Here is a 20004-nt window from a genome sequence, read left to right on the forward strand (position 1 = left end):
ATATTGCTGCTCACGCACTTACACCATAAAAATTACGTGTAAGCGGTTACTCTATTACCTGCGCATCTTGTGGCAAAAGTGATTTGAAATGACGCACCCTAAAGGCTACAAAGATAAGCGAAACGCCAATAGAAATAATCCCAAGCCCCGCAATTACAACAATTACTGTTGCGCCAAAAAGTGGATTTAAAATCATTAGAATACCAAAAAGACCGTTGAGCCCTCCTAAGAATAGCACCAACCACCAGTAACCATTGTCGTGACGCTTGAGCTCAAAAGCAACACCAGACAAAAGTGCTCCTTTTAACAGAATCCAAAAGCCTACATAAAGCGGCAACACGCGCATTCCAACTTCTGGATACATAATTAGACTAATGCCCAAGAGCGCTGACATGCAACCAATAGCCAAATGCCAGCCCCAACCATGCATGCGGGTTCTATTGGTAATGGAAAAGAAAATATCGCCAATACCATCGAAGAACATCCCAATGGCTAAAAGCACGGTGAGCGCCACAAAACTTTCGGCCGGCACCGACATGATATAAAACCCTAGGATGATAAAAATGGCACCCATAATAATGAATACCCACCAGTTATTAGCAGCTGCTTTAATGTCTTGTAAAAGGCCCATAGTAAAGGTTGATGTTTAATTTTCAGAAGATAGGAAAAAGCAACCAAACTTTCGGAGCATGATGCTACTAATTGTTTGAATAATATTATTGAGAAAGTGTACTGAGTAGCTAGTACCAAGTATTGGGGTGTGATATTCAGCATAAAAAGCAAAAGCCCTGTACAAAGCAGTACAGGGCCTTCCAAACCAAATAAACCTATAGATAGGTTATCTTCAAATAGGGCGCTTAAATAATTGTGCTAAGGCCCATTTTAATATTCATTGATGAACCACTGTCTTCACCTTCAAGAATATGATTGGCGATAAAATCACCTACTCTATCTGTTCCAACTGGGTTCTCTTTTGTCAAATCTTCAGTTACCATTCCATTTCTCAACGAAGCATTCACTGCTTGTCGTACCTCAATGGCCTCATCAATTAAACCGAGGTGATCGAGCATCATAGCAGCGGAAAGAATAGTTGCCAACGGGTTCGCAATGTTCTTGCCGGCACCCTGCGGATAAGAACCGTGAATTGGCTCGAACATCGCTGACTTCTCTCCTACCGAAGCAGAAGGCAACAAACCCAACGAACCACCAATTACACTGGCCTCGTCAGAGATAATATCGCCAAACATGTTTTCTGTCAAAATCACATCAAACTGCTTTGGATTTTGAATCATCTGCATGGCTGCGTTGTCTACAAACATGGCTTCTAAGGCCACATCTGGGTATTCCTTGGCAATGGCAGTTACTCTTTCCCTCCAAAGCCTTGAAGTTTCAAGCACATTAGCCTTATCCACCAACATGAGTTTTTTATTACGGTTTTGAGCCGCTTGGAATGCCAAATGTGCAATTCTGTCAATCTCATAGTTTGAATAAGTACAGTTATCGTATGCACCATCTTCAGTTCTGCCTTTTTCGCCAAAGTATATACCGCCAGTCAACTCACGATACACTACGAAATCGGCACCACGTACACGCTCAGTTTTTAGCGGAGACATGTGCAAAAGGCTGTCATAAGCCGTAACCGGACGAACGTTGGCAAACAAACCAAGGCTCTTTCTGAGCTTGAGTAATCCCTGCTCAGGGCGCACCTTAGCCGAAGGATCATTATCATATTTTGGATGACCAATGGCGCCAAAAAGAAAAGCATCAGAAGCTTCGCAAACTGCCAATGTTTCGTCAGGCAAAGGGTTACCAGTTTTGTCTATGGCAATTGCTCCAACATCGCCATAATTATATTCAAAAGTGTGGCCATGCTTTTCTGCAATGGCATTCAAAACTTTAACCGCTTCGCGCGTTACTTCGGGGCCAATTCCATCGCCCGGTAGTACGCCAATATTCTTCTTTACTCCCATCAGTATACCGTTCTAGAAGCCTCAAAGGCCTCAATTTCCTCCTTAATATTTACTAAATAGTCAATGTCATCATAGCCATTCAACATGCACTCCTTTTTGTAAGGATTTACATCGAAAGCCTCGCTTTTACCATTAAAAGTAATGTTTTGCGCTACTAAATCGACTGAAATTTCTGTAGATGGATTTTGATGAATTGCCTCAATCAACTCCTGTAAAAAGGGCTCCGATACCTGCACAGGCAGGAGCCCATTGTTAAGTGCATTACCCTTAAAAATGTCAGCAAAAAAGCTTGAAACCACTACTTTAAAACCATAGTCGTAAAGCGACCAAGCTGCATGCTCTCGCGAAGAACCGCAACCAAAATTTCTTCCGGCAACTAGTATCTCCCCACTGTATTTATCATCATTAAGCGCAAAATCTTCTTTAGGCGAATCATCCTTATTAAATCGCCAATCTCTGAACAGGTTATCACCAAAGCCATCTCTAGAAGTTGCCTTCAGAAAACGGGCCGGAATGATCTGGTCAGTATCAATGTCTTCAATCGGTAAAGGAACCGCAGCAGATGTTACTTTTTCAAACTTCTCCATCCTAATTCAAATACTCGTTTATATCTACAATTTTACCTTCAATAGCAGTTACCGCTGCCACTAGTGGACTCGCCAGTAATGTTCTTGCTCCTGGCCCTTGTCTACCCTCAAAGTTTCTGTTTGAGGTAGATACACAATAGGCACCAGCCGGCACTTTGTCCTCATTCATACCTAAGCATGCAGAACAGCCTGGCTCGCGCAGTTCAAAACCGGCTTCTTCTAACACCTTGTCGATACCTTCGGCTTTGGCTTGCTTTTCTACCTGCTTCGAGCCCGGTACAATCATGGCATTTACATTCAAAGCCTTCTTTTTACCACGCACATAATCCGCTACAATTCTCAAATCTTCAATTCGAGAATTAGTGCAGCTTCCTATAAACACATAGTCGATTGGCTTGCCAAGCAGAGATTCTCCTGGCTCAAAGCCCATGTACTTAAGCGACTTAGAAAAACTTTCTTTGTTGGAAGCCTCAATTAAGCCAGGGATATTCCCATTCAGCTTAATGCCCATACCCGGATTGGTCCCGTAGGTAATCATGGCTTCAATATCTTGGGCAGGGAAAACATACTCCTGATCGAAAGTCGCACCTTCATCAGTTTTTAGGGTTTCCCAATAGGCTACTGCCTCTTCAAATTTCTCTCCTTGTGGAGCGAATTCTCTGCCTTTAATATAGTCGTAAGTAATTTGGTCAGGGGCGATCATTCCACCTCTAGCGCCCATCTCGATACTCATATTACAGATGGTCATTCGGGCTTCCATAGAAAGCGAACGAATTGCAGAACCAGCGTACTCGATAAAGTAACCTGTTCCTCCTGCGGCTGTCAATTTCGAAATGATGTAAAGAATAATATCCTTTGCCAAAACGCCCTTCTTGAGCTCACCATCGATGATAATGCGCATGGTCTTTGGCTTCGATTGCAGCAAACACTGCGTGGCCATTACCTGCGCCACTTGGCTAGTACCAATACCAAATGCAATGGCACCGAAAGCCCCGTGTGTAGACGTATGCGAATCGCCACAAACCATTGTTCTACCCGGTTGGGTAATACCTAGTTCAGGCCCAATTACATGTACAATTCCTTGAAACGGGTGTCCAAGTCCATACAGTTCTACATTATGCTTTTCACAATTTTCAATCAGTTTGTCCACCTGCTGGCGCGAAAGCGCTTCTTGAATAGGCAAATGCTGATCTTTGGTCGGAACGTTATGGTCGGGCGTTGCCACCATTTGATCCTTCCTAAAAAGCGGAAGTCCACGCTTTTCTAATTCTGCAAAAGCTTGTGGACTTGTAACTTCGTGTATTAAATGTCTGTCGATGTAAAGGACATCCTGTCCTCCTTCAAGGCTTTTGACTACGTGTGAGTCCCAAACCTTATCGAATAAAGTCTTCGCCATTTCCTCCTATTAAACCGCTACTTTATGCTTTACTTCTGCAATTCGATGCAAATCATCGTCATGCACTTCTTTTAATGAATCTGCTACTTTTAAAAATTCTGGATAAACCACATCCAATTCGTCTCTGGTGAGCTCGTAACCAAGGTTCTTCAATCTATAAGCCAAAGCGGCACGACCGCTACGGGCAGTTAAAATGATAGAAGAATGATCTACCCCAACATCAAGCGGATCGATAATCTCGTAAGTCTCGCGCTTCTTAATCACGCCATCTTGGTGAATTCCACTAGAGTGGGCAAATGCATTCGCTCCAACAATCGCCTTATTTGGCTGCACCGGAACACGCATGGTGTCAGACACATAGCGAGAAATTGCATTCAACTGCTTGGTGTCAATATCTGTGTATTTCAACAAATCAGGGTGTTGACGCATAACCATCACTACTTCTTCTAAAGCAGTATTTCCTGCACGTTCACCAATACCATTGATGGTACACTCAATTTGCCTTGCTCCATTAACTACTCCGGCAATCGAGTTGGCCGTAGCCATGCCCAAATCATTATGACAGTGTGTAGAAAGAATTACATTCTCCACACCTTTTACATTGTCTTGTAGGTATTTGATCTTGGCACCGTATTCGCTTGGCAGGCAATAGCCTGTGGTATCAGGAATATTAAGCACCGTGGCACCGGCTTTTACCGCCTGCTCACATACATAAGCCAAAAACTCATTGTCTGTTCTACCAGCATCTTCGGCATAAAATTCCACATCTTCTACATACTTTTTGGCTAGCTTAACTGCTGCCACAGCTCTCTCCACCACCTTCTCTTGTGTGGTTCTCAGTTTGTATTGAATATGCGATTCGGAAGTACCTATTCCTGTATGAATTCTCGGTCTTTTAGCCTTTTCGAGCGCTTCAGCAGCGGTAATAATATCCTTTTCAACTGCTCTGCTCAGTCCACAAACAGTGGCATGCTTTACCACTTTTGCTATCTCCACTACCGACTCAAAATCACCTGGGCTGGAAATCGGAAAGCCCGCTTCGATCACGTCAACCCCTAGGGCCTCTAGACGTGCTGCAACCGCTACTTTTTCGGCAGTGTTCAATTTGCACCCAGGCACCTGTTCGCCATCTCTCAGTGTCGTATCGAAGATTTGTATTTTTTGTTGATCCATCGTTTATTTGATCGCTGTTCTGTCTTTAATACTTACCTTACTTTCTATTAACTCAATTTATGGAGGCCTTGCTGGTGCACAATGGTAGAAGCCAATTCTTCTACTATTTCAATTCAGACAGAACCCTAAGTATTTAATTGATTATCAAAAACATAGACATTAGTCATTTACAATGGCAAACAGTAAAACAGACCCTCTATTTGAGCTAATAAAATCGTTGAATAAAACTGAAAAGCGACACTTTCGCCTGTTTGCCAAGCGCAGTGGCAACACGGACAATGTGAAGTTCATCAAACTGTTCGATGCCATGGAATCGATGAGAAACTATGACGATCAGGCGATTTTGAAAAAAGTTAAGTCGATAAAAAAAGTCCAACTTTCCAATCAAAAAGCGAACCTTTACAAGCAAATTCTGGCCAGCTTAAGGCAGTATCATATCGGCCAGAATATCGACATACAGTTGCGTGAACAGCTCGATCACGCCAAGGTGCTCTACAACAAAGGTTTTTACAAGCAAGCTTTGAAAATGCTAGACAAAACTAAATCGGTAGCAGCACAAAACAAGCACTTTACCATTGCGCTAGAAGTAATGGAATTCGAAAAACTAATTGAATCTCAATACATTACAAGAAGTATTGAAAACCGTGCAGAAGAACTCACAAATGCCGTTCAGGAGACTATCGAAATTGTAAGTTCGGCCCATAAACTATCTAACCTAACGCTAAACCTTTACAGCCTTTACCTTAAAAAAGGCTATGCACAAGATGAGTCTGACTTTCAGCGAATTCGAGCATATTTCAAGGAAAATTTGCCCGAACTCGACTGGGATAATCTCACTTTTTATGAGCGTTTGTATTTCCACCAAGCACATGTTTGGTACAACAAAATATTGCAGGATTTCCCAAGCGTTTATAAGCACGCCTTGGCTTGGGTAGAGCTTTTTAAGCAAAACCCTGAAATGGTACAAAAGCAGCAGGTACACTTTATTAAGGGATACAGTAACTTGCTCGATGCGCTCTTTCAACTACAATACTACACTAAGTTTTGTGAGGTTTTGGCGGAGGTTGAAACGCTTAGCAAAGACAAAAACATTGTTACCGACTTAAACACTGAGGTACTGATTTTCAAATTTTTATACATCTCGAAAATCAACAAGTACTTTATGGAAGGCAACTTTAAACAAGGCGTAAAGCTTATTCCTGAAATACTCGAAAAACTGGAGCTTTATAAGGAGCAAATTGATCCGGAAAGGGTACTCATGATGTACTACAAATTTGCATCGTTGTATTTCGGAAATGCGGACTATCGCAAGACCATTTTTTACCTCAACAAGATCATTTACTTTAAGGATGTAAAGCTGCGCGAAGACATTCACTGTTTTGCAAGAATTTTGAGCCTGATTGCCCACTTTGAAGACGGCCAAGATTACCAATTGGAATATCAGATTAAATCTACTTTTCAGTTTATTGGTAAAATGAATGAGCAGCAGCAAGTTCAGAAAGAGATTTTCCAGTTTTTGCGTAAATCAGGGAAAATCACTCCTGATGAGCTTAAAAGTGAGTTTAAAGGACTTTACAATCGACTAGAAAGACTCAATGAAGACCCTTCGGAACGCAGACCTTTCCTCTACTTGGACATTTTATCTTATCTAAAATCGCGCATAGAAAACCGCCCTGTAGACGAAGTGGTTCAAGAGAAATTTAGGACGCTAAAGTAGGCCTGATTGAAAAAGCTAACTGAGAAGAGGCTAGTTGCTCACCACTGTAGAAACTACAATTGATGTTGTAATCGCAAGCATAATAGCGGCTTGAATTTCGCGAATGCTTTTGTTCACTACGCTGCTTACCTGTACATCTTTGGTTACTTCTTTGATCTTTTTCTTCACCATTTTGTAGTCATCCTTGCTTCTGAAGGCTTCTTTCGTCAAGTCGGACACATCTATCAGACTAAGTAACATCACGTCATGCGCATCGGCTTTAGCGCCATGCAGCATCACATCGTCTAGGCGCTGGCGCACCTTACTTTCTGGTGTTAAATCGGTAGTTGGGTATTTATCGTTAGGAATCAACCAGAGGATTTTGTGTTCTTCCTTTTTAAGGATGCCCTTATTGATCAGGCGCTGCAAAGTGTCTTGCTTCAATTCATTCGCCTTTTTAGCCAAGTGCTGAATGCAAGTTTTTACACTGCAGTCTTTATTCTCCTTTACATAGTCAATCGCCTTGTTAAGGGCCATTTCCTTCTCATAAGTAGAATCCTTAAGCTTCACTTTATCATCTTCAATGGCAATTTTACCGCGAATGGCCAACTCTAATAAAATAGCTCCTGCAAAACCATAGTGCAAATGCGTGGAACTCGTTACAAACTGCCCCTTGTCATCGTCCAAGGCAATCAACAAATACTCCTCTAATAAATTCAGCTTGGCATTCTCCATTTTCGACCCTTTCGTTGCTAGTAAAAATTAGCGAAGCTTAAAGTTGGGATTTTTTTTGAAGTCGACAAGGTTATTTGGCCATCAAATACGCTTTGAACTCATCGAACGAGCTGCTAACCGATCTTGCCGTTTTCTCCTTTTTCATTAAGTCATTTGCAAAAGCAGGTATTTCCAGCTCCTCTCCCAATGCTTGAGCCATAGTTGGTGCAAACTTAACAGGGTGCGCTGTTTCCAGAAAAACACCTTGCTGACCAACTTTTAGCTTTTCCTTCAAGCCAGCATAACCAATTGCTCCATGTGGGTCACAGAGATAGTCAGTGGATGCTTTACATGCCTTTATGGTTCTTAATATTTCCTCATCACTCAAACTAAACCCATCAACATCGGCTATCAAGTCATCGAATGAGTGGTGATAAAGCTCGAGCATACGAGGGAAGTTACTCGGTTTACTCACGTCCATCGCGTTGGCATAAGTTGCAATGGTTGGCCGCGGATCGAACTCACAGCTTTCTAAATAACGTGGTACCACATCGTTGGCATTGGAACACGCCAAGAAATGGCCAAGCGGAAAGCCCATGCGTTTTGCCAGCATTCCAGCCGTAATATTGCCATAGTTGCCACTCGGAACCGCAATTAAAGCAGCAGGATCACTCAATTCGAGCGCCATTTTCGCAAAGTAAATCGACTGAGGCATCCATCGCGCTATGTTGATAGAATTGGCAGAGGTAAGCGAAAGTGTTTGGTTTAGTTCTTTATCTAAAAACGCTTGCTTTACGAGCGCTTGGCAGGCATCAAAATCACCTGCAACTTCCAATGCAGTAATATTTCCACCTAAAGTGGTCAACTGCTTCTCTTGTAAATCGCTGACTTTCCCAGAAGGGTAAAGAATAATCACATTCACTCCCTCTACGCCTAAAAAGCCATTGGCTACGGCTCCTCCGGTATCACCCGAGGTGGCCACCAAAATAGTCACTTCCTTATCAGACGTTTTGGAGAATTGCCCTAGGCAGCGCGCTAAAAACCTAGCGCCAACGTCCTTAAACGCATAAGTTGGCCCATGGAACAACTCGAGCGATTGAATCCCCTCTTCTACCTGAACCAAAGGAATATCGAAGCTAAAAACTTCTTCAACAATCTGTTTCAACTGATGTTGACTGAATGTTCCCTCTACAAAAGGCCACATCATTTCGTAGCCAACCGAGACTAAGGAAGCTGCTTTCAGCTTGTTGATTATTTGCTGACTTAATACTGGGATTTCCTCGGGAAAATATAAGCCATTATCGGCAGGCAAGCTATTGACCACAGCCTCCTCAAAACCAACTTGTGGCGCACTTCTATTCGTACTAAAAAACTTCACTTTCTTACGCTCCTTTTAATCCTTCAAAACCTCCACTCCTCGTGGATTAATTTTACTCTCATGGAATTTCACCTCTTTACCAATTACCGCATACATTTCTGCAATAACCGTTTTCAGTTCATCCAGCACCGCATCTTCCTTAAAAAAGGCAAACATTGTAGGTCCAGACCCTGAAAGATTAAAACCATAAGCCCCAAATTCAAGGCACTTTCTTTTTACCTCATCGTAGCCGGAGATTAAGGTTTTACGGTACGGTTGGGCGAAATAATCGTGCAAGCTGTCCTTGATCAGGTCGAAATCGGCACTGGCCAAACCGTGCACCAAGCCAGCCATATTTGCCGCTTGTTTTATGCCTGTTCCTATTGGTAAAGCTTTAGGCAAAATGGCCCTGGCCTCAAAAGTTTTAATTGGAATATCAGGGAAAATAATGAGTGCTTTTAAGTTTGCCGGAAACGACAAACCAAAGCCCAAATATGGGTCTGTTTGCTGCACAGCCACAAAACCACCCAACATGCATGGCGCAATATTATCCGCATGCCTGTTACCCGAAGCCACTTGCTCACCATCTAGCGCGTAGTGGATCAGTTCCTTTTTAGAGTGTCCAGTTTTGAGCAACTGACTAGCTGCAAAAACACTGGCCACTGCGCTAGATGCCGAAGAGCCAAGCCCACTGCCCGGGGTAAAGTTCTTTTCAATTTTAAGGTGAAAACCACCATCATAATTAATCGCTTTGCAAAACGATTTTAGCGCAACAGTAGCAACGTTTTTATCAGGATCGAGTGGTAACTCAGCACCAACAGCCTCAATTTCGAATGACTCTGCATCCGTCTTGGTGAGGGTTAACACATCCCCCATGCCTTCTAAGGCAAAACCAAGAATATCGAAACCAGGCCCCACATTGGAAACTGAAGCCGGAGCAAACACTTTTATACTTTCCATAAGCTCTTATCGTAATTAGCTGTGAGTGAGCAACATCAATTCACTTATCAACAAACTTAACTATTGGCGATTCTCAAAACATCAGCAAAAATACCTGAAGCTGTAACCGCGGCTCCTGCCCCGGCTCCTTTCACCACCAAAGGCTGTTCATCGTAGCGTTCTGTGTAGAATAAAACAATATTGTCTTTGCCTTCCAAAAAGTAGAACGGATGACTCTTTTGTACCTTTTCTAAGCCTACTTTGGCCTCGCCATTTTTAAAACTCGCTACTACTCTCAGCTGCGCATCTTCCGCATTTGCATCAGCATAAAGTTGCTGGAAGTGCGCTTCATTCGCATCGAGTAAATCATAGAATTCGTCCAAATCCTTAGCCTTTTCACAAGCTTCTGGCAAAAACGAAACCTGGGCTATTTGATCCATTTCAAACTTTCTACCGCTTTCACGAATCAATATCAAAAGCTTTCTCATTACATCTTCACCAGAAAGGTCGAGACGAGGATCGGGTTCCGTTAAACCTAGCGCTTTTGCATCCTTAACAATACTGCTAAATGGTTTTGTACCATCGTAATTATTGAAAAGGTAGTTTAATGTTCCACTCAAAACCGCCTGAATCGAGTTTACCTTGTCGCCCGATTTGAATAAGTCGTTCATGGTAGAAATAACAGGTAACCCAGCCGCCACATTGGTTTCGAAAAGGAATTGACTACCGTACTTTTTGGTTGCCCATTTAAGCGAAAGGTACTTTTCCATTTCGCGAGTGGCTGCAATTTTATTCGGTGTTACTACCGAAATACTCGACTCTAAAAGCCCTTGATAAACAGCCGAAATACTCTTGGAAGCAGTAATATCTATGAATACCGAGTTGCGCAGGTTCAGCGCTTTCATCCGTTCAATAAAACCATCGATATCGCAAGCATCGCCTGTCTTTAGTAACTCAGTCCACTTGGTTAAATCCATTCCTTGCTCTTCAAAATAGCATTGTTTGGAATTGGCAATTCCTACTACCTGAATATCAACCCTGAACTCTTTGGCCAACATGGCTTGCTGCTTACGCACTTGGCTCAAAAATGCTTTACCAACATTCCCTACTCCCACTACAAACAAGTTGATCTTCTTCAACTCTGAAAGGAAGAAGCTCTCATGAAGTGTGTTCAACGCCTTTTTTAGGTGATTTTGGGCTATTACCACTGAGATGTTTCGCTCCGATGAACCTTGCGCAATAGCCTTAATACTTACGCCATTGGTACCCAAAGTGCTAAACATTTTGCCAGAGATCCCTACATGATCGCGCATGTTAGAACCAACCAAAGCCACAATACATAAGTCCGTTTCAATCTTCACAGGATCAATCTTGCGCAACATCACTTCAGTATGAAATTCTTCGTCAACTGCTTGCTGGGCTAATACCACATCTGCCTGAGAAATACCAACGCATATGGAGTGCTCGGATGAAGCCTGTGTGATAAGGATTACATTCACCTTAGCATCGCTAAGTGCTTTGAACAGACGAGCCGAAAAGTTAGGAATCCCCACCATGCTTGGCCCAGTTAAAGTAAGCAATGCCACATCCTTAATACTCGAAATTCCGCGAATAATCGTCTGCCCATCTTGCCACTCCTTGGTCACATAAGTTTGTGGTCCCCCGGGGTCAAATGTATTTCGAATAGCGATAGGAATGTTTACGTCCAATGCCGGCTGAATGCTCGGTGGGTAAAGCACCTTCGCTCCAAAATGCGAAAGCTCCAGCGCCTCTTCGTAGCTCACATGCTCCAACAATTTTGCCTGACGCACCAATCTTGGATCGGCTGTCATCAACCCATTAACATCTGTCCAAATTTCGAGCTCATCGGCCTTTAATAAGTTTGCAATAAGCGAAGCAGTATAATCGGAACCGCCACGACCAAGCGTAGCGGTTTCTTTATCTAAAGTGCTTGCAATAAAGCCAGGAAACAGATTTACCTGCTTTTTATTCTCTTTTAATGCCTCAAAGTTCTGGGTGGTTGGTTGCCATATCACATTGGCTCCTCCAAATTTTTTATCCGTAATAATGTATTCACGCGCATCGAAAAGTTGCACATCGAGCCCTTGTTTTTCCATGTAGGCATTCACCATATAGGATGAAAGTCTTTCACCTGAGCTAAGGATGTAATCTTTGGTTCTTTCAGTTAGCTCTTTTAGCAAAAAAACACCCTTGCAAACTTCCGTTAGTTGGGTAAAAATATGATCAATGAACTCATCGGTTGTGGAGCCCGTAAGCACCTCAAAAATCTCAAGGTGCTGGGTTTTCAGTTGTGCAATATCTTCTTCGTACGACTTATCGCGAATGGCAGCCTTTTGCGACAGGCTTACCAACTGATTGGTAACACCACCAACAGCCGACACCACCACGTAAACCTGGCTGGTTTGCGCGGCCTTTTCCACAATAGACACGACTTGCTTAATGGCATCAGTACTTCCTACAGAAGTACCTCCAAACTTCATTACTTTCATTACTAAAAACTTTAATTCTTACGGATTAGATAATGTAGCTGAACAGATCGGGCATCTCATTCAGGTATTCCACATTGAATTTCTTCTCTTTCATTCGAGCCATTAGCGGCTCAAAATCCTTTTTGCTTTGATGCTCAATACCAATCAAAGCAGGGCCCTTTTCACGGGCGTTCTTCTTGGTGTATTCAAAATGTACGATGTCATCATTTGGACCAAGTACCTCTACCAAAAACTCTTTTAAGGCACCGGCACGCTGCGGAAAACGTACAATAAAATAGTGCTTTAGACCTTCGTAAAGCAAAGAACGCTCTCTGATTTCTTCGGTTCGGGAAATGTCGTTATTGCTACCTGAGAGCACACAAACTACATTTTTACCTTTAATTTCTTCTTTGTACTGCTTAAGTGCTGCTACGCTTAGCGCACCAGCTGGCTCGACAACAATGGCCTCTCTGTTGTAAAGATTGAGTATGGTTGAACAGATGAGCCCTTCTGGAACGGTGATTACCTCATCGAGCAGGTTTTTGCAGATTTCGAGTGTTTTGTTGCCCACACTTTGCACAGCAGCACCATCTACAAATTTGTCGATATTCTTTAGGACTACCCTTTCATTTTTGGCGATGGACTCCTTCATGGCAGGTGCACCTTCCGGCTCCACACCAATAATTTTAGTGTTCGGACTCAATTGCTTGAAAACCGAAGCCACACCAGAAGCCAAGCCTCCCCCACCAATTGGCAAAAAGAGATAATCGGTTGGTGCTTTTGCATCTTCTAGTGTTTCCAAACCTACAGTTCCTTGGCCGTGCATTACTAGCTCATCATCGAAAGGGTGAATGAATGCACTGCCTTCTTTGGTGCAGAACTCCATGGCCAAATGATAGGCATCATCAAACGTATCACCTAACAACACAACGTCTACCCATTCTTTACCAAAAAAGCGTACTTGCTGCACCTTTTGTTTGGGCGTAGGTGCCGGCATAAATATGGTAGCTTTTACACCCAATTCACGGCAAGAGTAAGCCACACCTTGGGCATGATTACCTGCGCTGGCGCAAACTACACCTTTAGATTTTTCAGTTTCGCTAAGGCTACTGATCTTATTATGAGCACCACGAATTTTGTATGAACGCACTACTTGTAAGTCTTCACGCTTAAAGTAGATGTCTGCATCATATTTTTCGGAAACAGTCAAACTCTTCATTAAAGGAGTATGATTTACCACGCCCTTAATTTGCTCTCTTGCCGCCTCTATAGCTGATAATGATATAATTGTCTGCTGTTCTACTGCCATACTCAAAATATTTAGTCCTTAGCAAAATGGCGGCCTTTCTTATCGATTGGCCGCCATTGTATGCTTACTCTTTTTACATTTATGCGAGTTCTTCTTGCTTGACAGCCGGTGCGTTTTCAGGTCTTAAAGACCTAACTGCTTTACCTGCACGCCACATTTCAGAATTATGCAATTCGTCCAATTCTTCCTGAAGCTTCTCTCTATAATCCGCTTGTGAGTTAGAATCGATAGATTTTTGTGCTTCAACACCTGCTTTTACTGAAGCATAAAGTTTTTCAAAAACCGGCTTAGTTGCTTCGTAGAAAGGATCTTTCCAATCCAATGCACCACGCTGCGCAGTAGTAGAACAGTTGGCGTACATCCAGTCCATACCGTTTTCTGCAATTAGCGGGTAAAGCGACTGCGTAGCCTCTTCTACTGTTTCGTTAAAGGCCTCTGATGGCGAGTGACCATTGGCTCTCAATACCTCGTACTGCGCCTGGAACAAGCCTTGGATGGCTCCCATAAGCGTACCTCTTTCGCCCGTAAGGTCAGAAGTAACCTCTTTAATAAAGGTGGTTTCGAACAGGTAACCAGAACCTACTGCGATGCCCAAAGCAAGAATTCTATCTCTGGCTTTTCCGGTAGCATCTTGGTGAATGGCAAAAGAAGAGTTCAAGCCTTTTCCTTCTACAAATAGCCTTCTCAAGCTGGTTCCAGAACCTTTTGGTGCCACAAGCGCAACGTCAACTCCAGCCGGAGGAACAATGCCTGTTTTGTCTGAATAAGCCACACCAAAACCGTGTGAGAAGTAAAGCATTTTACCTTCGGTAAGGTGCTTTTCAACTGTTGGCCAAAGTTGAATTTGGGCGGCATCGGAAAGCAAATAGCAAATAATGGTTGCTCTTTCTAAAGCCTCCTCGATTGGAAATAAGCTCACGCCTGGCTCCCAACCATCGTTTACGGCTTTGTCCCAAGTTTTAGACTCCTGTCTTTGCCCCACAATTACATTAATGCCATTGTCTTTCAAGTTTAAAGATTGGCCTGGGCCTTGCACCCCATAACCTATAATTGCTACGGTTTCGCCACCAAGAACTTCTTGAGCTTTTGACAAAGGAAACTCATCGCGAGTAACTACATTTTCTTCTACGCCACCAAAATTGATAAGTGCCATGATATTCGTTTTTAAAGTTTAATTTCTGTTTAGTTTGATGTATTCGTTGGCTGCTCACCTTCGGCCAACAGCTTTTGTAAATCCTTTAATTCTTCATCGAGTTTAATGAGCGAAACCCGGCCAGACTTCACATAGTCAATCAGCCCGAATGGTTTCAAAAACTCTAACAACTCGTCATTCTCTACCTTATGACCTGTTTTCTCAATGATCATAAAGTCTTGTTCTACCGAAAGAATTCTGGCGTTTTTATCGCGAATTAATCGCTCTACCAGATTGTGTTCTGCAGCCTTTTCTACAGAAACCTTGAAAAGCACGATCTCTTGAAATACAGTTTCATCATCGAGGTGATAAACCGCCTTCACTATCTCTACTTGCTTCTCTAGCTGAAGCACCACCTTTTTCACAGTGTCTTCGGTAGTGTTTGTTACAATGGTGAACCTGTGGATACCCCGAATCTGTGATTCGGAGGTATTCAGGCTCTCTATATTTAGGTGCCTTCTAGTGAAAATTGAGGTAATGCGGTTAAGCAATCCTATATGATTTTCGGTAAAGGCGGTTATGGTAAAATCCTGTGTCATTTGTTATGAAAGTCTTACATCTGAAACTGATGCGCCCGTTGGCACCATTGGAAAAACATTGTCTTCCTTCCCTACATGAACTTCTAATAAATAGCTTCCTTCATGCGCAATCATTTCTTTGATCGCGCCATCTAAATCATCTCTACTGTCAATTGATTTTCCTTTTATTCCGTAGCCTTCGGCAATGCGTACAAAGTCTGGGTTAACCAGTTCAGTACTGCTATATCTCTTGTCGAAAAACAACTGCTGCCATTGGCGTACCATACCCAAAAAGCTATTGTTCAGCACTACAATTTTTACAGCAGCTTCAGTCTGAAAAATGGTACCCAATTCCTGAATTGTCATTTGGAAACCACCATCGCCAATTACTGCAATCACCTCTCTATTCGGTACACCTAGTTTAGCGCCTATGGCAGCCGGAAGGCAAAAGCCCATGGTGCCCAAACCGCCAGAAGTAATGTTGCTTTTTGTTTGTTTGAACTGCGTATAGCGGCACGCCACCATTTGGTGCTGACCAACATCTGTTACTAAAACAGCATCACCATCAGTTTCTTTATTTATGCGGTTGATTACCTCCCCCATGGTCAGTGCCTCAGAGTTAGGGTTCAACTCTTCATTAATCACCTGATTCTGCTCTATCAAGTCAAGCTCTCTAAAACGCTCCAACCATTCCAAATGGCTGTTGCGATTTATCAAAGCAGTTAGCTGAGTCAAACTCTCTTTGCAATTGCCCAACACAGGGGCATCAACCTTTACGTTTTTGCTGATTTCGGCCGGATCGATATCCAAGTGAACCACCTTAGCTTGTTTGGCATATTCAGAAAGTTTTCCTGTAACGCGGTCGTCAAAACGCATACCCACAGCAATCAGCACATCACATTCATTAGTCAACTTATTCGGACCGTAATTTCCGTGCATGCCCAGCATACCTACATTCAGTGGATGTTCTGTTGGTAAAGCCGAAAGCCCCAATAGTGTCCAAGCAGAAGGCAGGCCTGCCTTTTCAATAAAAGCTTTGAACTCAGCTTCCGCTTCGCCCAAAATCACCCCTTGCCCAAACAGCACAAATGGCTTTTTGGCCTGATTGATCAATTCCGCAGCTTTCGCCACTTGACTAGAGTCGACTTCGGGAACAGGACGATAGCTTCTTATTGCTTCGCACTTTTCGTATTCGAACTCCAACTCGTTGAACTGTGCATCTTTGGTTATATCGATCAAAACTGGCCCCGGACGACCACTCTTTGCGATATAGAATGCCTTTGCGATAGCTCCTGGTATGTCTTCTGCCTTTGTTACCTGAATATTCCACTTGGTAACAGGCATAGAAATACTGATGATGTCTGTTTCCTGAAACGCATCGGTACCCAATAGCGGAGAAGCCACCTGCCCTGTAATGCACACCAAAGGTGTAGAATCGATCATGGCATCGGCAATTCCGGTAATCAGGTTGGTCGCCCCTGGGCCTGAAGTGGCCATTACAACCCCAACTTCACCCGTTGCTCGGGCATAACCTTGCGCAGCATGAATAGCCCCTTGTTCGTGGCGCGTAAGTACATGCTTAATTTGTTCCTGATAATGATACAGCGCATCGTAAACCGGCATAATTGCTCCACCAGGGTAACCAAAGACCAGGCTTGCCTCTTCTGCGACCAGCGACTGAAGCACGGCATCAGCCCCTGAGGTTTTCACTTTTTGAGCAGTCGGTTTTGTTAATACAGCTTCCATTGAATTTTATTTATCAGTTACACATCCTTCCGAAGCAGAGCTTACGGTTTTGGCATATTTATATAGTGCTCCGCGACTGGCTTTCAGCGCTGGAGCTTTCCAAGCGGCTCTTCTTTGAGCCAGCTCTTCATCAGATACTTTTAGTGTGATGGAGTTTTCTACGGCATCGATCACAATTACATCGTCATTTTCAACCAAAGCGATATTACCGCCTTCTTGCGCTTCAGGCGTCACATGGCCTACAACAAAGCCATGGCTTCCGCCAGAAAAACGACCATCGGTAATCATGGCTACCGTTTTACCCAAACCTGCGCCCATTATGGCTGATGTAGGTTTTAGCATTTCCGGCATTCCTGGGCCACCTTTAGGGCCTTCATAGCGGATAACCACCACGTGGCCATCTTTTACTTCTTTATTGCGAATACCATCGATAACGGCATACTCATCATCAAACACAATGGCTTTACCCTCAAATCGCTCGCCTTCTTTTCCCGTAATTTTCGCTACAGCACCATGCGTTGCTAGGTTGCCAAAAAGCATTTGCAAATGCCCCGTTTTCTTAATTGGTGCATCAACAGGTTTTAGAATTGCCCCACTGTTGTCGAGGTCAGGCACCTCTGCTAAATTCTCAGCAACCGTTTTTCCGGTTACCGTCATGCAATCGCCATGCAGCCAGCCCTGCGCTAGCATAAACTTCATTACTGCAGGAACACCGCCCGCCTCATGCAAATCTTCCATCATATACTTTCCACTAGGCTTTAAGTCCGCCAAAAGTGGAGTACAGTCAGTCAATCGCTGAAAATCATGCAAAGTCAAGTCAATGTCCATTGCCCTGGCAATGGCAATAAGGTGCATTACTGCATTGGTAGAACCACCCAACACCGTAACCAATCGGATTGCATTTTCGAACGACTTTTTGCTTAGGATATCGCTAGGTTTCAAATCCAGTTCTAGGGCATTTCGAATGGCCTTGCCAATCTTCTCGCACTCCACTGTTTTGTCTTTGCTAATCGCAGGGTTTGAAGAACTGTAAGGTAGCGCCATACCCAAAGCCTCAATGGCAGAAGACATAGTATTTGCCGTATACATACCACCACATGCGCCAGCTCCCGGGCACGAATTCTTGATGATCCCTTTGTAGTCTTCGTCTGAGATATTGCCAGCGAATTTTTCGCCCAAAGCCTCAAATGAAGAAACGATATTTAGCTTTTTGTTTTTGAAACAGCCCGAGGCAATTGTGCCACCATAGAGCATAATAGAGGGTCTGTTCAACCTTGCCATGGCAATTAGTGCACCCGGCATGTTTTTGTCGCAACCCACCACGGTGATCAAACCATCGTAGTAGTGTGCACCAGCCACAGTTTCAATAGAGTCAGCAATTATCTCCCTGGAAACCAAGGAATAACGCATACCTTCAGTGCCGTTGGCAATACCATCGCTTACACCAATTGTGTGGTACATAAGGCCTACTAAATCTTCTTTCCAAACACTCTCCTTAACCTGCTTTGCTAGGTCATTCAAGTGCATATTACAGGTGTTACCATCGTAACCTGTGCTTACTATTCCTACTTGTGCCTTGGCCATGTCTTCCTCAGTTAAACCAATGCCGTAAAGCATGGCCTGAGAGGCAGGTTGAGTAGGGTCTTGTGTTAATCTTTTGCTATACTTATTTAATTCCATTTCAAGCTTTTATCAGGGTTTTGCCTGAAGATTGTCTTACTAGTTTCTGATATTTTTCTGCGATTTGATATCCGATTGTGTCTTCCCATTTGAGCCTAAAAGGACTGCCGTCCAACAAGCCAACACCGGCAATTTCGGCCGCTGTGCCACACATAAACGCACCATCGGTTCCCTTTACCTTTTGTGGTGGAAAGTAGGCCTCTCGCACCTCCACTCCCATTTCGGCAGCAATTTCCATTACAGTAGCGCGGGTAATACCTGGTAAAATATTTCCTAATGGAGGGGTATATAGCACGCCATTATCTTCATAAAAGAAATTGGCGCCACTGGCTTCGGCCACACTTCCGTTCTCATCGAGTAGAAGTGCTTCGTCAAAGCCTTTGACTTTGGCCTCTGTGGTGGCTAGAATAGAGTTTGTGTAATGGCCAGTAACTTTGGCTTCTACCGGAACAGCTCGTGGGCTTGGTCTTTCGTACGAAGAAACCATTACGTTGAGTAGCTGGCTTCCTAAGTATTTGCCCCATTCCCAAGCACACATGAAAAGATGCGAATCGTCCATCTTTTGCAGTACCATGTTTTCCCCCATAAACAGCAACGGACGGATGTAAGCATCTTTTAGTCCATTTTTCTCGAGCAACTCGTAGGTTAAAGCGGTAAGTTCTTCGACAGTATAATCGCACTGCATGTGCATTTTTTCTGCTGAATCGAGTAAGCGTTGGTAATGCTCTTCAGCCTTAAAGACCAAGGTTTCACCCTCATTCTCATATGCTCGAATGCCTTCAAACACACCACTGCCATAGTGCATGGTTTGGCTGTAAAGGCTCACCTGAGCACCTGATGCTTTACACCACTTTTTGTTTAGAAATACTGTTGTCTGATCTGAATAATACATGTTACTACATTTTGAAATTATGCTTTTGCCAAGGGTTGCTCATTGAAGTTTTACAGTACGCTACTTTTTCAATCTTCACCCTTTCTTATTTATCTATTTGGTTATCAACTATTTAAATAGTTTCACTTTACAATTTTTATATGCTTCTCATTTTCTAAAAGCAATAAAAAAAGCCCTTCTCAAAAAGTGAGAAAGGCTTTAGAATTCATTGAATACAGCAGCGTTCCTCACCCCGGTGGGCAGGTAATAATGACTACTGTAATAATGGTGTTGTATAGTTTCATTTTCTTTAATTCTTTGAACTACCTCAGTCATTCTAAGGGCTTCTTTAGAAAAACCTCATTGA

Annotated in this window: 16 protein-coding genes; 1 reads left to right on the forward strand and 15 read right to left on the reverse strand. The window is 43.2% G+C overall.

From position 1 onward, the window contains the following. Positions 1 to 46 precede the first annotated feature (46 nt). The 5 genes from BMW98_RS12590 to BMW98_RS12610 form a co-directional block, all read right to left on the reverse strand. Entirely contained in the window at positions 47 to 631 is a 585-nt protein-coding gene (locus BMW98_RS12590; protein WP_090258932.1) for an HdeD family acid-resistance protein, read from the reverse strand. 226 nt (positions 632 to 857) lie between these two features. After that, positions 858 to 1970 carry a 3-isopropylmalate dehydrogenase gene (gene leuB, locus BMW98_RS12595; RefSeq protein WP_090258933.1) on the reverse strand — a complete coding sequence of 371 codons (1113 nt, stop codon included), beginning with the start codon at positions 1968 to 1970 and terminating at the stop codon, positions 858 to 860. Next, the gene (leuD, locus tag BMW98_RS12600) at positions 1970 to 2557 is read right to left on the reverse strand and encodes a 3-isopropylmalate dehydratase small subunit (RefSeq protein ID WP_090258934.1); all 588 of its coding nucleotides are present in this window, start codon (positions 2555 to 2557) and stop codon (positions 1970 to 1972) included. The genes leuB and leuD overlap by 1 nt, the downstream gene beginning before the upstream one ends. Before the next feature lies 1 nt (position 2558). Further along, complete coding sequence (gene leuC / locus BMW98_RS12605; protein WP_090258935.1) at positions 2559 to 3953, reverse strand: 3-isopropylmalate dehydratase large subunit; 1395 nt, start codon at positions 3951 to 3953, stop codon at positions 2559 to 2561. 9 nt (positions 3954 to 3962) lie between these two features. After that, complete coding sequence (locus tag BMW98_RS12610; RefSeq protein ID WP_090258936.1) at positions 3963 to 5126, reverse strand: 2-isopropylmalate synthase; 1164 nt, start codon at positions 5124 to 5126, stop codon at positions 3963 to 3965. Between the two features lie 172 nt (positions 5127 to 5298). On the opposite strand from BMW98_RS12610, the gene BMW98_RS12615 reads away from it, so the two are divergent. Further along, positions 5299 to 6843, forward strand: coding sequence for a hypothetical protein (locus tag BMW98_RS12615; protein WP_090258937.1), 1545 nt, complete (start codon positions 5299 to 5301; stop codon positions 6841 to 6843). Positions 6844 to 6873: 30 nt separating this feature from the next. On the opposite strand, the gene BMW98_RS12620 is transcribed toward BMW98_RS12615, so the two are convergent. The 10 genes from BMW98_RS12620 to BMW98_RS12665 all read right to left on the reverse strand — a co-directional run bounded on the left by BMW98_RS12620 (position 6874) and on the right by BMW98_RS12665 (position 19658). Beyond that, on the reverse strand, positions 6874 to 7557 hold the full coding sequence (locus BMW98_RS12620; protein ID WP_090258938.1) for a GOLPH3/VPS74 family protein: 684 nt from the start codon (positions 7555 to 7557) through the stop codon (positions 6874 to 6876). Positions 7558 to 7627: 70 nt separating this feature from the next. Continuing rightward, positions 7628 to 8914: a threonine synthase gene (gene thrC / locus BMW98_RS12625; protein WP_090258939.1), complete on the reverse strand. Its 1287-nt coding sequence runs from the start codon at positions 8912 to 8914 to the stop codon at positions 7628 to 7630. A 15-nt stretch (positions 8915 to 8929) separates the two neighbouring features. Continuing rightward, a complete protein-coding gene (locus BMW98_RS12630) occupies positions 8930 to 9853 on the reverse strand; it encodes a homoserine kinase (RefSeq protein ID WP_090258940.1) in 924 nt (307 codons plus the stop codon). Between the two features lie 56 nt (positions 9854 to 9909). Continuing rightward, on the reverse strand, positions 9910 to 12342 hold the full coding sequence (thrA, locus tag BMW98_RS12635; RefSeq protein ID WP_090258941.1) for a bifunctional aspartate kinase/homoserine dehydrogenase I: 2433 nt from the start codon (positions 12340 to 12342) through the stop codon (positions 9910 to 9912). 25 nt (positions 12343 to 12367) lie between these two features. After that, on the reverse strand, positions 12368 to 13630 hold the full coding sequence (gene ilvA / locus BMW98_RS12640) for a threonine ammonia-lyase (protein WP_090258942.1): 1263 nt from the start codon (positions 13628 to 13630) through the stop codon (positions 12368 to 12370). 79 nt (positions 13631 to 13709) lie between these two features. Then, positions 13710 to 14783, reverse strand: coding sequence for a ketol-acid reductoisomerase (gene ilvC, locus BMW98_RS12645; RefSeq protein WP_090258943.1), 1074 nt, complete (start codon positions 14781 to 14783; stop codon positions 13710 to 13712). 29 nt (positions 14784 to 14812) lie between these two features. Continuing rightward, positions 14813 to 15361: an acetolactate synthase small subunit gene (gene ilvN / locus BMW98_RS12650; RefSeq protein ID WP_090258944.1), complete on the reverse strand. Its 549-nt coding sequence runs from the start codon at positions 15359 to 15361 to the stop codon at positions 14813 to 14815. Between the two features lie 3 nt (positions 15362 to 15364). Beyond that, positions 15365 to 17086, reverse strand: a complete 1722-nt coding sequence (ilvB, locus tag BMW98_RS12655) for a biosynthetic-type acetolactate synthase large subunit (protein WP_090258945.1) — start codon at positions 17084 to 17086, stop codon at positions 15365 to 15367. A gap of 6 nt (positions 17087 to 17092) precedes the next feature. Then, entirely contained in the window at positions 17093 to 18766 is a 1674-nt protein-coding gene (gene ilvD / locus BMW98_RS12660; RefSeq protein WP_090258946.1) for a dihydroxy-acid dehydratase, read from the reverse strand. 1 nt (position 18767) lies between these two features. Beyond that, positions 18768 to 19658, reverse strand: coding sequence for a branched-chain amino acid transaminase (locus tag BMW98_RS12665; RefSeq protein ID WP_090258947.1), 891 nt, complete (start codon positions 19656 to 19658; stop codon positions 18768 to 18770). Positions 19659 to 20004 lie beyond the last annotated feature (346 nt).

The organism is Roseivirga pacifica (assembly GCF_900111145.1).
Lineage (GTDB): Bacteria > Bacteroidota > Bacteroidia > Cytophagales > Cyclobacteriaceae > Roseivirga > Roseivirga pacifica.

What these genes read in the sequence shown, in the direction of transcription:
- BMW98_RS12590 (WP_090258932.1), bottom strand. Translation starts at nt 631, where the DNA reads ATGGGCCTTTTACAAGACATTAAAGCAGCTGCTAATAACTGGTGGGTA.
- leuB (WP_090258933.1), bottom strand. Translation starts at nt 1,970, where the DNA reads ATGGGAGTAAAGAAGAATATTGGCGTACTACCGGGCGATGGAATTGGC.
- leuD (WP_090258934.1), bottom strand. Translation starts at nt 2,557, where the DNA reads ATGGAGAAGTTTGAAAAAGTAACATCTGCTGCGGTTCCTTTACCGATT.
- leuC (WP_090258935.1), bottom strand. Translation starts at nt 3,953, where the DNA reads ATGGCGAAGACTTTATTCGATAAGGTTTGGGACTCACACGTAGTCAAA.
- BMW98_RS12610 (WP_090258936.1), bottom strand. Translation starts at nt 5,126, where the DNA reads ATGGATCAACAAAAAATACAAATCTTCGATACGACACTGAGAGATGGC.
- BMW98_RS12615 (WP_090258937.1), top strand. Translation starts at nt 5,299, where the DNA reads ATGGCAAACAGTAAAACAGACCCTCTATTTGAGCTAATAAAATCGTTG.
- BMW98_RS12620 (WP_090258938.1), bottom strand. Translation starts at nt 7,557, where the DNA reads ATGGAGAATGCCAAGCTGAATTTATTAGAGGAGTATTTGTTGATTGCC.
- BMW98_RS12630 (WP_090258940.1), bottom strand. Translation starts at nt 9,853, where the DNA reads ATGGAAAGTATAAAAGTGTTTGCTCCGGCTTCAGTTTCCAATGTGGGG.
- thrA (WP_090258941.1), bottom strand. Translation starts at nt 12,342, where the DNA reads ATGAAAGTAATGAAGTTTGGAGGTACTTCTGTAGGAAGTACTGATGCC.
- ilvA (WP_090258942.1), bottom strand. Translation starts at nt 13,630, where the DNA reads ATGGCAGTAGAACAGCAGACAATTATATCATTATCAGCTATAGAGGCG.
- ilvC (WP_090258943.1), bottom strand. Translation starts at nt 14,783, where the DNA reads ATGGCACTTATCAATTTTGGTGGCGTAGAAGAAAATGTAGTTACTCGC.
- ilvN (WP_090258944.1), bottom strand. Translation starts at nt 15,361, where the DNA reads ATGACACAGGATTTTACCATAACCGCCTTTACCGAAAATCATATAGGA.
- ilvB (WP_090258945.1), bottom strand. Translation starts at nt 17,086, where the DNA reads ATGGAAGCTGTATTAACAAAACCGACTGCTCAAAAAGTGAAAACCTCA.
- ilvD (WP_090258946.1), bottom strand. Translation starts at nt 18,766, where the DNA reads ATGGAATTAAATAAGTATAGCAAAAGATTAACACAAGACCCTACTCAA.
- BMW98_RS12665 (WP_090258947.1), bottom strand. Translation starts at nt 19,658, where the DNA reads ATGTATTATTCAGATCAGACAACAGTATTTCTAAACAAAAAGTGGTGT.